Origin of the sequence: Sporosarcina sp. P1 (assembly GCF_002743155.1) — a bacterium.
In the GTDB taxonomy this organism is placed as follows: domain Bacteria; phylum Bacillota; class Bacilli; order Bacillales_A; family Planococcaceae; genus Sporosarcina; species Sporosarcina ureae_B.
Window position 1 is genome coordinate 1 of record NZ_PDYS01000017.1, and the last position, 13,442, is coordinate 13,442.

The 13,442-nt window shown below is 43.3% G+C and carries 15 protein-coding genes and 1 tRNA gene; 7 read left to right on the forward strand and 9 right to left on the reverse strand.

Annotated features, from left to right (window positions below):
• The first annotated feature begins 288 nt into the window (after window positions 1-288).
• The gene (locus CSV73_RS16370) at window positions 289-468 is read left to right on the forward strand and encodes a hypothetical protein (protein WP_143560963.1); all 180 of its coding nucleotides are present in this window, start codon (window positions 289-291) and stop codon (window positions 466-468) included.
• Window positions 469-950: 482 nt separating this feature from the next.
• Here CSV73_RS16370 and CSV73_RS16915 read toward each other — a convergent pair whose 3' ends face one another.
• Window positions 951-1,736 (reverse strand): TPM domain-containing protein, encoded by a 786-nt coding sequence (locus CSV73_RS16915; RefSeq protein ID WP_099627862.1) that lies wholly within the window; start codon window positions 1,734-1,736, stop codon window positions 951-953.
• Window positions 1,736-2,314 (reverse strand): LemA family protein, encoded by a 579-nt coding sequence (locus CSV73_RS13545; protein WP_099627863.1) that lies wholly within the window; start codon window positions 2,312-2,314, stop codon window positions 1,736-1,738. The genes CSV73_RS16915 and CSV73_RS13545 overlap by 1 nt, the downstream gene beginning before the upstream one ends.
• A 415-nt stretch (window positions 2,315-2,729) precedes the next feature.
• Between CSV73_RS13545 and CSV73_RS13550 the strand changes: the two genes are divergently transcribed.
• From CSV73_RS13550 to CSV73_RS13570, 5 genes are all read left to right on the forward strand, one after another.
• Window positions 2,730-3,470 carry a metal ABC transporter ATP-binding protein gene (locus CSV73_RS13550; RefSeq protein ID WP_099627864.1) on the forward strand — a complete coding sequence of 247 codons (741 nt, stop codon included), beginning with the start codon at window positions 2,730-2,732 and terminating at the stop codon, window positions 3,468-3,470.
• Complete coding sequence (locus tag CSV73_RS13555; protein ID WP_085131577.1) at window positions 3,470-4,339, forward strand: metal ABC transporter permease; 870 nt, start codon at window positions 3,470-3,472, stop codon at window positions 4,337-4,339. Before CSV73_RS13550 ends, CSV73_RS13555 begins: the two co-directional genes overlap by 1 nt.
• Window positions 4,340-4,400: 61 nt before the next feature.
• Entirely contained in the window at window positions 4,401-5,372 is a 972-nt protein-coding gene (locus tag CSV73_RS13560; protein ID WP_199093123.1) for a metal ABC transporter solute-binding protein, Zn/Mn family, read from the forward strand.
• A gap of 133 nt (window positions 5,373-5,505) precedes the next feature.
• The gene (locus CSV73_RS13565) at window positions 5,506-5,820 is read left to right on the forward strand and encodes an ArsR/SmtB family transcription factor (RefSeq protein WP_099627866.1); all 315 of its coding nucleotides are present in this window, start codon (window positions 5,506-5,508) and stop codon (window positions 5,818-5,820) included.
• On the forward strand, window positions 5,811-7,103 hold the full coding sequence (locus tag CSV73_RS13570) for an arsenic transporter (RefSeq protein WP_099627867.1): 1,293 nt from the start codon (window positions 5,811-5,813) through the stop codon (window positions 7,101-7,103). The genes CSV73_RS13565 and CSV73_RS13570 overlap by 10 nt, the downstream gene beginning before the upstream one ends.
• A 249-nt stretch (window positions 7,104-7,352) precedes the next feature.
• Here CSV73_RS13570 and CSV73_RS13575 read toward each other — a convergent pair.
• A tRNA-Arg gene (locus tag CSV73_RS13575) sits at window positions 7,353-7,424 on the reverse strand.
• A gap of 232 nt (window positions 7,425-7,656) precedes the next feature.
• Here CSV73_RS13575 and clpP point away from each other — a divergent pair.
• Window positions 7,657-8,253, forward strand: a complete 597-nt coding sequence (gene clpP, locus CSV73_RS13580) for an ATP-dependent Clp endopeptidase proteolytic subunit ClpP (protein WP_085131581.1) — start codon at window positions 7,657-7,659, stop codon at window positions 8,251-8,253.
• 351 nt (window positions 8,254-8,604) lie between these two features.
• On the opposite strand, the gene CSV73_RS13585 is transcribed toward clpP, so the two are convergent.
• From CSV73_RS13585 to trxB, 6 genes are all read right to left on the reverse strand, one after another.
• A complete protein-coding gene (locus CSV73_RS13585) occupies window positions 8,605-8,862 on the reverse strand; it encodes an HPr family phosphocarrier protein (RefSeq protein WP_085131582.1) in 258 nt (85 codons plus the stop codon).
• Window positions 8,863-8,910: 48 nt separating this feature from the next.
• Window positions 8,911-9,837 carry a DNA-binding protein WhiA gene (gene whiA, locus CSV73_RS13590; protein WP_085131583.1) on the reverse strand — a complete coding sequence of 309 codons (927 nt, stop codon included), beginning with the start codon at window positions 9,835-9,837 and terminating at the stop codon, window positions 8,911-8,913.
• Window positions 9,838-9,878: 41 nt separating this feature from the next.
• Window positions 9,879-10,841 carry a gluconeogenesis factor YvcK family protein gene (locus CSV73_RS13595; protein ID WP_085133564.1) on the reverse strand — a complete coding sequence of 321 codons (963 nt, stop codon included), beginning with the start codon at window positions 10,839-10,841 and terminating at the stop codon, window positions 9,879-9,881.
• A gap of 7 nt (window positions 10,842-10,848) precedes the next feature.
• The gene (gene rapZ, locus CSV73_RS13600) at window positions 10,849-11,736 is read right to left on the reverse strand and encodes an RNase adapter RapZ (RefSeq protein ID WP_085131584.1); all 888 of its coding nucleotides are present in this window, start codon (window positions 11,734-11,736) and stop codon (window positions 10,849-10,851) included.
• Window positions 11,737-11,741: 5 nt separating this feature from the next.
• Entirely contained in the window at window positions 11,742-12,218 is a 477-nt protein-coding gene (locus CSV73_RS13605; protein WP_085131585.1) for an 8-oxo-dGTP diphosphatase, read from the reverse strand.
• Between the two features lie 204 nt (window positions 12,219-12,422).
• Entirely contained in the window at window positions 12,423-13,376 is a 954-nt protein-coding gene (gene trxB, locus CSV73_RS13610) for a thioredoxin-disulfide reductase (protein WP_085131586.1), read from the reverse strand.
• Window positions 13,377-13,442 lie beyond the last annotated feature (66 nt).

Below are 13,442 nucleotides of genomic sequence, written 5' to 3' on the forward strand. Positions count from 1 at the left end.
GCGGGAGCCGCTAATGCCAAAGACTAGATGGCGCGGCGATAGAATACCGGGATATTAGGTGTAGCGCCGCGGACATAGAGCGGATGCGAGGCTACATAGAGCGGGTAACTTGGAACTATGAGCCGTTGTGGATCGCGATTGAGCGGATAACGCTACGCATAGAGCGCTTACCGCGGCATATAGAGCGGATTGCGGGATTCATTGAGCGGAAACCGCTAATGCCAAAGACTAGATGGCGCGGCGATAGAATACCGGGATATTAGGTGTAGCGCCGCGGACATAGAGCGGATGCGAGGCTACATAGAGCGGGCAACGTGGAACTATGAGCGGTTGCGGATCGCGATTGAGCGGATAACGCTACGCATAGAGCGCTTGCCGCGGCATATAGAGCGGATTGCGGGATTCATTGAGCGGAAGTCGCTAATGCCAGAGATTGGATGGCGCGGCGATAGAATGCCAGGATATTAGGTGTAGCACCGCGGACATAGAGCGGATGCGAGGCTATATAGAGCGGATTGCGTGGAACTATGAGCCGTTGCGGATCGCGATTGAGCGGATAACGCTACACATAGAGCGCTTACCGCGACATATAGAGCGGATTGCGGGATTCATTGAGCGGAAGCCGCTAATGCCAAAAACTAGATGGCGCGGCGATAGAATACCGGGATACCAGGTGTAGCGCCGCGGGCATAGAGCGGATGCGAAGCTACATAGAGCGGACAACGTGGAACTATGAGCGGTTGCGGATCGCGATTGAGCGAATAACGCTACGCATAGTGCGCTTGCCGCGGCATATAGAGCGGATTGCGGGATTCATTGAGCGGAAGCTGCTAATGCCAAAGACTAAATCGTGTCGCGGGCAAAAAGCCGATGCGTAACTCCATTACACCACAAAAAAAGTGACGATAACTCACCAATCGAGTCATCGTCACTTTCTGCGAAACAAGCTATTACCAACTTCGTCCTGCTCCGCCACCACCACCGGAACCACCGCCTCCGAAGCCACCAAAGCCTCCGCCGCCGCTACTTCCACCTCCGAAGCCGCCACCGCCGGAACCAGGGAAGAATATCGGTCCGACGCTAGATCGACCACGTGGACCGCCTCCACCGCCTCTTCCTCCGCCGCCGAAAAAGACGCGGAAGATAATGTAGAGAACGATGATCACAATAACAAACGATGGAATGCCGACGTCTTCTTCACCTTGTTCGGGGTATACGACTGGCAACTCATCGCCTTCGAGTCCGTATTCCGCGGCTATTTCATTATAGAATGCTTTGTACGCTTCCATAATCGCGAGGTCTGGTTGTTGTTGCCTTAAATATGGCATCGCGAGTTCATCAATATAACGTCCTACTTTGCCGTCAGGAAGTGCTCCTTCCAAACCGTAGCCAGTTGTTAAATAGAACTTACGCTCAATACCTGCCGCTTCATTTTTTTCTGTGGACACGACAAGCAATGCACCATTATTCATTTCTTTATCGCCTAATTGCAATTCACGAAGCAAGCGCAGTGCATACTCCTCAACGGGCTCGCCTTCGAGGGAATACACTGTACGAACAGCAAGTTCTGCTTTCGTGGCCGCTTGCAAGCGCATGCCATACTCTTCTATTTCCGCTTCTTGAGCGGGTGTTAAAATATCTGCATCATCCACTACCACATCTGTAATCGCATGAACGGTCGTCGTACCAGTTAGGGCTACTAGTAGCGCTACGAAGAACATGCAGACGCGGTGCATCACTTCACGTCATCCCCAAAATCGACTGATGGCGGTTGTTGCGCCCCTTCGACCGCTTTGAAGTATTCTTTTTCATCGAATCCAAAGATCGAAGCTACGATTTTACCAGGGAATCGTTTAACGGTTCTATTGAAGATAGATACGACGTCGTTATAATCTTTACGTGCAACTGCGATACGATTTTCTGTCCCAGCTAATTCATCCATTAGTTGTTGGAAGTTTTGGTTTGCTTTTAAATCCGGATAATTTTCTACCACTACTAATAAACGACTCAATGCGCTCGATAGTTCTGAATCTGCTGCTGCTTGTTCTTCAGGACCTTGTGCACCGGCCATTTTACTTCGTGCGTTCGCAATGTTTTCAAGCACCTCTTTTTCATGTGAGGCATATCCTTTCACGGTATTGACTAAGTTCGGGATTAAATCTACTCTACGTTGTAATTGCGTTTCAATCTGTGCATACGACTGGTTGACGTCTTCATCCAAGTTCACTAACTTGTTGTAGGAAGGAACGATCATAATCGCTGCGATGATTACTAACACTATAATGGCTATAAGCGGGCCAGCTAATTTCTTCATACATCACTACTCCTCTCATCATTTCATTAGTATGTACTTACCCTACTTCTTTCACTCGCCAAACTTCCTGAAGCAATATTTTAAAAGTGAATGGTTGGGTCTATCCCCCATTTACTTCCTATGTATAAGCATAAACTACATACAATATGATGCATTTATTCAATTACAGGTGCTCGTAGATAAAATTTACAGGATTTTTTCAAGAACTACTTTACAGATAATTTTGAGTACGCTATACTGATAAAAGTTGCACGAAGGAAACAATATAGTACCAATCATGCATTAGAGTTGCATAAGGGAAACTATTGTTTTATATTATTACTTATAAAAAACTATACTGCTTCTTGACTAAAATAAAAGTTGTATTCCTTTTATCTGAAAGTTGCACTAGGGAAAGAAAAGAGGAGGAAACTAGATGATAGATCCGATATCAGTCAATAATATAACGGTTTCGTATGACGGCCATGAAGTGGTAAAAGATGTTTCTTTTTCATTTGGGGCTGGTAGTTTGATTGGTGTTCTCGGGCCCAATGGTGCGGGTAAATCTACATTAATGAAAGCGATGCTTGGCTTAATCCATAAAGATCATGGAGATGTAAAAATCGGTAGCAAGACGGTGGATTCCATGCGTAAGCAAATTGCTTATGTTCCGCAACGTTCCAATATCGACTGGAACTTCCCTATCATCGTAAAAGATACGGTTTTGCTTGGAACCTATCCGAAAATTGGCTTGCTAAGACGTCCGCGTAAAGCAGATAAAGAATGGGCAATGGAGTGTTTAAAGCAAGTAGGAATGGAAAGCTTTGCAAATCGCCAAATCGGTGAGTTATCAGGCGGCCAGCAGCAGCGAGTATTCCTCGCACGTGCATTAGCGCAAAAGGCGGATTACTTCTTCCTTGATGAGCCATTTGTAGGAATTGACGTATCTAGTGAAGAAATCATTATTGGGATATTGCGTGAAATGCAAGCTACTGGCAAAGTGATTTTCGTTGTTCACCATGACTTATCAAAAGTGAAAAAATATTTTGACGGGCTAATCCTTATTAATAAAGAGTTAATTGATGCAGGTCCCACGAATAAAGTATTCCAGTCAAGCAATATGGCAAAAGCATATAACCGTGAATTTATGATCGACGGCTTGGAGGTTTCTATGTAATGGAATTCATTCAAGACTTAATGACGTACAACTTCTTACAGAAAGCATTGATTACGTCGATCATGGTCGGCATCATTTGTGGAGTGATTGGAAGTTTCATTGTCCTTCGGGGTATGGCTTTGATGGGCGATGCGATTTCCCACGCGGTTCTACCAGGTGTTGCCATTTCTTATATGCTTGGAATTAGTTATTTCTATGGCGCAGTGTTTACGGGTGTTCTTACAGCATTCAGTATCGGTGCCATATCTCAAAATAGTCGAATCAAAAATGACTCCTCTATCGGCATTGTCTTCTCAGCGTTTTTCGCTCTCGGTATTATTTTAATCACACAAGCGAAAAGTGCGACAGATTTGACGCAGATTTTATTCGGTAACGTGTTGTCTGTTCGCAGTTCCGACATGTGGCTGACATTGATCATCGGTGCCATTGTGATTTTAGTAGTCGTTTTGTTCTTTAAAGAACTACTCGTTTCCAGTTTCGATGAGACGATGGCTGCGGCATACGGTTTGAAAACACGTTTGATTCACTACACGATTATGTTCTTACTGACATTGGTGACAGTCGCTTCACTACAGACTGTCGGTGTGATTCTTGTTGTATCTTTATTGATTACACCCGCTTCGACAGCGTATCTGTTAACGAATCGACTATCGGTCATGGTCGCACTGGCAGCATTTTTCGGTGCTGTGTCTTCCATCACTGGACTGTATTTCAGTTTCTTGTACAATATGCCTTCGGGACCCGTGATCGCCTTGGCAGCAACAGCCATTTTCGTCTTGGCATTTTTATTCTCACCTAAGCAAGGTGTTATTGTGGGGATGTTCCGTAAAAAGTTCAAACGTAAATCGATTACAGGCGCAACCAATTAAACGTTTAACCGCCTCGGCAAAAATAAAAATTTAGTATTCGTAAAGGAGTAGAATGTATTACATGAAGAACATAGCAAAATGGCTTACACTATCATTGCTCGCTGTATTGATGTTAGCAGCATGTGGTAATGATGAAGGTAAGAAGACAGAAAGTACGGATGATGATAAAACGGCGGAAACAGGCGACAAGCTGAAAGTCGTTACATCATTTACCATCATTGCGGATATGGCACGCGAAATCGGTGGGGACTATGTGGATGTATATAACTTAGTACCAACTGGAACGGACCCTCATGAATATGAGCCTTTGCCAAATGATATTAAAGCCGCAACCGATGCAGATGTATTATTCTACAACGGTTTAAACCTTGAAGGCGGAGAAAAAGGCTGGTTCTTCAAAATGATGGATTCGGTTGGTCAGAAAGATGAAAACATATATAGCTTGACTGAAGAAGTAGAACCAAAGTATATCGGCGGAGAAGACGGCAGTGATGAGGAAATCAACCCACACGCGTTTATCGATCCAGCTGTTGGTGTGAAGATGGCAGAAGCTATGCGCGATGCATTGATCGAAAGACACCCGACAGAGAGTGAAAAGATTCAACAACAAGGTGACGAGTACGTACAACGTCTACAAGAATTAGACGATGAATTCGCAGAACGCATATCAACGATACCTGAAGAAAACCGTGTGCTCGTCACAAGTGAACGTGCATTCCAATACTTGAATGACCACTATGGTTTGAAAGAAGCGTTTATCTGGGAAATCGATACCGAAGAGAATGGTTCCCCAAAACAAATCAAAGAACTCATTCACTATATCCAAGAACACAAAGTTCCTGTTTTATTCGTAGAATCTAATGTAGATACTCGCCCAATGGAAACTGTTTCCGCAGAGACCGGTGTTCCAATTGCTGAAAAACCCATCTACTCTGATGAAATTGGTAACCCTGGTGACGCGATCGATACGTATATAAAATACTTGAACTACAATATGAATCTCATCCATGATGAGTTAAGCAAAGAACGATAATCCGCTCGATCAACCAACTTGAGACAAAAAGGAAGCCACACTCCCCTGTGGCTTCTTTTTTGTTTGTCTACATGTATTGAATATATAAGTCTGAACTTATATGATATAGATACTAAAAATAAAGGAGAATTTTATGAACCCTAAGCAAATGGAACGTTACTTAAAAACAATTGGGGATCAATCACGATTACAATTGTTGAAAGCATTGGAGCAAAAGCCTTTATGCATTTGTGATTTAAATACTCTACTAGATGTATCACAACCTGCAATTAGTCAGCATATGTACAGACTAAAAAGTGATGAAATCGTACTGAATGAACGACGCGGACGCTGGGTATATTGGTCACTTAATAGCTCCCATCCCCACTATTTGTTATTACTGGAATTATTGAAACTATTACCGGTTCCTACTATTGAATGTAGCAAGGAGGAGAACCCATGCAAATAATACTAGCTTCTCTTATATTTCTACTCACACTAGTCTTTGTTATTTGGCAGCCACGCAACCTATCGATCGGCTGGTCTGCCATCGCTGGGGCAGTTCTCGCTCTACTTGCGGGCGTTGTCAGTTTTACTGATGTCATCGACGTAACATCTATCGTATGGAATGCTACATTGACATTCGTCGCGCTGATCATCATTTCATTGATCCTCGATGAAATTGGATTTTTCGAGTGGTCTGCATTACATATGGCGCGCTTTGCAAAAGGAAGCGGCGTGCGAATGTTTTTACTAGTCATCCTACTTGGCGCCGGTGTGTCGGCTTTCTTTGCTAATGATGGGGCCGCATTAATACTCACTCCCATTGTCCTCGCAATGGTGCGTGCACTTGATTTCAAAGAAAAGATGATCTTACCCTTTGTCATGGCGTCGGGATTCATTGCGGATACTACTTCCCTGCCACTTGTCGTTAGTAATCTCGTGAACATCGTCTCTGCCGATTTCTTCGGTATCGGTTTCGCTGAATACGCAAGCCGGATGATTGTCCCGAACTTCTTCAGTCTCGGCGCAAGTATTCTCGTATTGTATATGTATTTTCGTAAATCTATACCGAAACGTTTTGATGAAAAGTTGTTGCGAACACCCGCCAGCGCGATACGGGATCATAAAATGTTCCGCATTTCCTGGGTAGTACTCGGCGTATTACTGTTCGGTTACTTCATAAGCGAATCACTAGGTTTACCCGTCTCCTTCATCGCGGGTTCCATTGCGATCGTATTCTTGCTGATCGCGAGGACGAGCGAAGCGGTGCAGACTAAAACGGTCATCAAAGGAGCACCATGGGCTATTGTGTTCTTTTCCATCGGGATGTACGTAGTCGTCTATGGATTGCGCAATGCAGGATTGACGTCTATATTGACAGGCTTGATCGAGTGGACATCAAGTCATGGCTTGTATGTTGCAACGATTAGCATGGGCTTTATCGCAGCCATCCTGTCGTCGATCATGAATAACATGCCGACTGTGATGATTGATGCGTTAGCGATCCAGGATGCCTCGGTTCCGCCTAATGTTCGGGAAGCTTTGATTTATGCGAATGTGATCGGGTCTGATTTAGGTCCGAAGATGACACCGATCGGCTCGCTTGCGACGTTGCTTTGGTTGCATGTGCTATCGTTAAAAGGTGTGCGCATTTCATGGGGGTATTATTTTAAAGTAGGTGTTGTATTGACCGTGCCTACACTTCTCATTACGCTGACGGGGTTATGGTGGTGGCTTTCGGTTTCTTAAAATGATTGTCAGTTAGACAAAGAAAGCCTGTTTGTCTCCCCTCATTTTACGCAAGAGAAAGAACATTTTCTGACTGTGGAATACCCATACGAGACTAAAGACTGCCAAGAGATATTAAACAATGAAGTTTAAAAGAAGGTCTATGCGGGGAAAATGTAGAATAGAAAGTCGTGAGCAATAGAAATCCGAACATAAAAAAGCGTTTGAACATGATCGCAAAATGCGAACTGTTCAAACGCTTCACTATGATGCCCTCGGCGGGAGTCGAACCCACATTTCAAGCTTCGGAGGCTTGCGTGCTATCCATTGCACCACGAGGACTAAACGTGTAGTATCAAGCTTTAACTATAATTTACTCGACTACAGAAAAAAGCTTTTCTTCTGTAAGAGACATCTTCCATTATATCGTAGAATATAATGAAAAGCAATGTGTATTTTTAAGGCAAATGATTTGACCTTTGTTGACCTTAATAGGTAAAATACAGTTATAGTTGAAATACGAAATGATTTCAACGGAACGAATATTATGAAGTGATTAAAGGAGGAAGTCTAATTGAATCTAATTCCTACAGTTATTGAACAAACAAACCGTGGTGAGCGAGCGTACGACATCTACTCTCGTCTATTGAAAGATCGTATTATCATGCTCGGGAGCGGCATTGACGACAACGTGGCAAACTCCATCGTTGCACAACTGCTATTCTTGGAAGCTGAAGATCCAGAAAAAGATATCTCCATTTACATTAACAGCCCAGGTGGAAGTATCACAGCAGGTATGGCAATCTACGATACAATGCAATATATCAAACCAGACATCCGCACAATCTGTGTAGGGATGGCAGCATCTATGGGTGCATTTTTGCTGACAGCTGGTACAGAAGGTAAACGTTACGCTTTGCCAAACGCAGAAGTAATGATTCACCAACCACTAGGTGGCGCACAAGGTCAGGCAACTGAGATCGAAATTGCTGCAAAACGCATCTTGCACCTACGTGAAAAACTAAACCAAATCCTTTCAGATCGCACAGGTCAGCCAATCGACGTCATCGCAAAAGATACAGACCGCGATAACTTCATGACTGCCGAACGCGCTAAAGAATACGGCCTAATCGACCACGTTCTAGAACGCAACGAAATCGAAAAGAAATAATAACCATAGGTTGTCCGGAATGCCAAACGGCCTTCCGTGACAACCTTTTTATTTTGTATTCTTATATGGATTTGGGTTTAGGATTAATCTTTACCAAACAAATGTACCGGCTTTCTAACTCCAGAAAGAAACGTAAACTAGGTGATCTGTGTTTTAGGCGGCGACTCCCGCGGGAAAAGCATGAGCCTTGAGACCCCGCAGGAACGCAGTGACGAGGAGGCTCAAGCCATGCCCGCAGGAAAGCGTCCGCCTAAAACACAGATCAACGGCTTCTCCACGTCTCCCCCTCACTAAGCCAAAAACAAAAAAAGATGACGAAACCCCACAAGGTCATCGCCACCCCTATTCAACTTACTGCTCATCTTCCACAATCTCAGCCAAATTCTGAAGAGCCAAATCTTCATCAATCCCGTCTGTAATCAACGTGATCTCCGTCCCCTTCGCAATCGCCAAACTCATAATCCCCATGATACTCTTCGCATTCACCTGACGATTATCCTTCTTCAAATAAATATCAGCCGTATACTTATTGGCCTCCTGTACAAATAATGCCGCCTGCCTCGCTTGCAAACCAGGTTTAATTCCTACTTTCACTGTTTTTTCTACCATATTGTGTGCTCCTTTTCTTCCTCTTCTTAAGAAGGATCTACTAATAATTTACCGTAATCGATCTGCGATTTCTTCAATCTTACGCAAACGATGATTGACACCCGATTTACTAACCGGAGTACCCGTTACCAGCTCGCCTAGCTCTTTTAGCGTCACATCTTGATGAGTAACACGTAATTGAGCAATCTCTTGCAGACGTTCCGGTAATTGATCTAACCCAATCGTGCGCTCAATCAACTTAATATTTTCTACTTGCCTTTGTGCCGCACCGATCGTTTTATTCAGATTCGCGGTTTCACAATTCACTAACCGATTCACACTGTTGCGCATATCCCGCATGATCCGCACATCCTCAAACTTCATAAGGGATACATGTGCACCGATGATGCCTAAGAAATCGGATATTTTTTCTGCTTCTTTCAGATACGCGATAAATCCTTTTTTACGTTCAATAGATTTTGCGTTCAAATGAAAATGGTTCATCAACTCAACAAGTGATTGACTATGTTCTTGATAGCTCGAGAAGACTTCCAAGTGATAAGAAGACGTCTCCGGGTTATTAACGGAACCTCCTGCCAGGAAAGCTCCCCGTAAGTATGCGCGTGCACAGCAGTCTTTTTCAATGAGCTGTGGATCGATCGTATTAATCATTTGGAAGTCATGCGTCATGATGGATAGTTCTTCCAACAAGTGCTTGGCTCCATCACGAATCCGGCAAATATAGACATTATTTTTCTTTAAACGCATTTTTTTGCGTACAAGCAATTCCACTTTATATGGATATAACGCCTTCACATTTGAATACAGACGACGCGCAATAGAGGCATTTTCCGTTTGAACATCAAGACTAAGTTGTTTATTTGAAAAAGACATAACACCATTCATCCGTATGAATGCCGCAATTTCTGCTTTCGTACAGCAATCATCCGTCTCAATCTGCGTCAGTTCTTTTTTCGTTTTAGATGCAAAAGACATGATATTCCCCCTCTTCGGCGATTTTCATATCTATCCGCCTTCTACGTTCTCTCTATATAACGCATCAACATATCTGACACTTCCATCGTTTTATGCATAATCGTCCCATCGTTAATGGTCGCGATCTCTTGTACAAATACCTCAGGCACTAGTGCTTGTAGCATCTCCAAATCATTCTCCACAAGCCAAGGCTCTTCATTTTCACTGAGGTTATGCACACGTCTGAACGCTTCTGCATTATTCACTAGAACTGCATCGAGAAATGGTTCTCCCGCATGATCATAGAGCGCCTGAACATGCTCAGAAGCAGTATAGCGATACGTTTCGCCACGTTGTGTAGTTAAATTTCCGACATAAACCTTTTTTGCAGCACTTTCAAGGATTGCTTCGCGGATATCCTGCACTAAAAGTGTTGGCAAAGTACTAGTATACAAGCTTCCCGGTCCAAATACGATTAAATCTGCATTTTTTATCGTATCGGCTGTTTCCGGTAATGGTTTTACATCTTGAGGCGTGATGAAAACGTTACGGATTTTCCTTCCATAGAGAGGAATTTTCGATTCGCCTGTAATGATTGAACCATCTTCAAGCTCGGCATGCAAGGTAATTCGCTGATTTGCTGCAGGTAATACTGTTCCTTTAATATTCAGAACAACGCCCATCTGCTCGACTGCACGAGCGAAATCGCCTGTAATAGTTGTTAAGGCCGTAAGCATCAAATTCCCAAGAGAATGTCCCTTCAATCCATCAGATCCTTCAAAGCGATGCTGAAACATCTTCTCGATCATTGGCTCAACATCTGAAAGCGCTGCCATAACCTGTCTTATATCTCCAGGCGGCGGGACGTTATACTGATCGAATAAACGACCTGAACTTCCTCCATCATCCGCCACCGTCACAATAGCTGTCAATTCGATCGGATACCGTTTTAACCCCCGAAGGATATTAGATAACCCTGTGCCGCCTCCAAATACAACAACACTTTTCATCGTAGTGGATTGCATATTCATGTCAACCCTTTCTTTTTTCAACATCCCGGTGCGATACATGTGTTGGATAATCGCCTTTAAAAACGCCTGTAAAGTACTCAGCCAGTGTAACAGAACGATGTTGCCCACCTGTACACCCGAACGCTATAACTGCCTGACCTTTTCCCTCTTGTTTATATTGTGGAATTAAGAATTTGAATAAGTCCGTTAGTTTTTCAATTAATTCTTTCGTATCCGCCCATTTCAATACGTAATCCGATACTTCATGATTCAAACCTGTCAACGGGCGCAATTCTTCCAGATAAAACGGATTTGGTAAAAACCGAACGTCAAATACTACATCTGCATCAATCGGCATACCATGCTTGAATCCAAATGATACAAAGTTCAAAGTGAAGTTCGGTTCACCTGCTTCAGAAAACTCACGTGTGATTTTTTCCCGTAATTGCTTGGGCTTTAATTTCGATGTATCAATAATAGAACGTGAAAGTCCTTTTATTTCAGTCAGCAAATGACGTTCTTTTCGAATCCCTTCGAGTAACACGCCACCTTCAGATAACGGGTGTGATCTACGTGTTTCTTTATAACGTTTCACTAGTGCTTCGTCATCTGAATCTAGGAATAACAAACTTGTTTTGACATCTTCCATCTTGAATAATCCTTCGAGTGCGGTAATCATAGAATCAAATAAACTTCCTCCGCGCGTATCCATCACTGCGGCAATACGTCTCATTTGATTATCCGACTTCATCATCAAATCGAGGAATGTTACAAATAGTTCGGGCGGCAAGTTGTCGATGCAATAGAATCCCATGTCTTCAAAGCATTGCATAGCGACGGTCTTGCCTGCACCTGACATCCCCGTAATAATTACCACTTCATATTCATTTACCACTTGTGGTTGATCCATAAATGTTATTCACCTTCCATTGATTGTTGAAGTGATTCCCGCAAGAAGCGGAATTGCTCTGTATAATAGAATGTTCCATACTGCATACCTTTCTGACTCACCGCAAAGAGCAGATTCTTGCGATCACCTTCCGCCATGGGTAGTGTATGCAAACTTTCTAGCGGATGCCATTCTAGTTCACCTTCAATGGTGGTCTTCATCAATTCTCCGGAATAATCATGTGCGACAAATGTGAAGAGTAACCATTCGTCTACTAATTCTTTTCCCTCATCATCCATAATCATCATCGTATATATGCCTTTTATATGTGGCGCAATCGCCTGCGCACCGGTTTCTTCGAGAAATTCACGAGTAGCCGCTTCATAGACTGACTCACCTTCGTCGATTTTTCCTCCCGGCGCCACATACCATCCACGCCTCGGCTTTTTTAGTAATAGGACTTGACCGTCTTTCACCATGAGCAAGTTAGCAATTTTTTGCATATGTTGTTCCCCACTTTTCAAGTATGTATGTATAGTATACAATGCTTTCATTGAAAACGAAAAAAAAAGACGGCTATTCACGGAAGTTTATACCGTAAATAGCCACAAAGTTGCTATATTATGAAAGGGGTGTCTTTCTTCTACCTATTATCCCCCTTTTATATTGCAGAACGTTTACAGACACATTACAAGTTCATCACCTGTTTACGCCTTTGCTTCTACTTCTTCCATCAACTCTTCGATATACTTCTGAGCTGCTTGAGCTGCAATACTTCCGTCTCCTGTAGCCGTCACGACTTGGCGTAATAATTTCTCACGCACATCGCCCGCAGCAAAAATACCCGGAATTTTTGTTTCCATAATATCATTCGTTTCAATATAGCCGTTTTCATCCAAAATGCCAAGATCTTTGAAAGGCTCTGTTATAGGATCTAGTCCGATATAAACGAACATACCTTCCGTTTCCATTTCGCGTTCTGAACCGTCTTCAGTAGAGACTAGCGTTATAGAACCGATCTTGCCGTCTTTTTCATTCACTTGCTTAACTGTTGAATTCCAAATGAAATCAATCTTCTCATTTGCGAATGCACGCTCTTGTACGATTTTTTGCGCACGCAATGTATCGCGACGGTGGATGATTGTCACTTTGTTAGCAAAACGTGTTAAGTATGAACCTTCTTCTACTGCAGAGTCACCGCCGCCAATTACGACGATCTCTTTATTACGGAAGAATGCGCCGTCACATACCGCACAATAACTCACGCCACGACCAGTCAATTCTTCCTCACCTGGCACGCCCATCTTGCGGTATTCTGCACCCGTTGCCAAGATGATTGCACGTGCTTTATATTGTTTCTCGCCTACATAAATTGTTTTGAATTCGCGGCCGTCTTCGATTTTCGTTACGTCACCGTAAGCATATTCAGCTCCGAAACGTTTCGCATGATCGAACATTTTTGTCGAGATGTCCGGACCTAAAATACTTTCAAATCCAGGATAGTTCTCTATTTCTTCTGTGTTGGCCATTTGACCGCCTGGTACGCCTCTTTCTAACATCAGTGTAGACATATTTCCACGTGATGTATAAACAGCCGCTGTCATCCCTGCCGGCCCTGCTCCAACGATGATTACATCATAAACCTTTTCTTCCGTCGTCATTGTAGTTTTCCTCCTTCAAAATATGCACCCTTTGGTGTCATTCACTTCACCAAAGATTTCATCTGA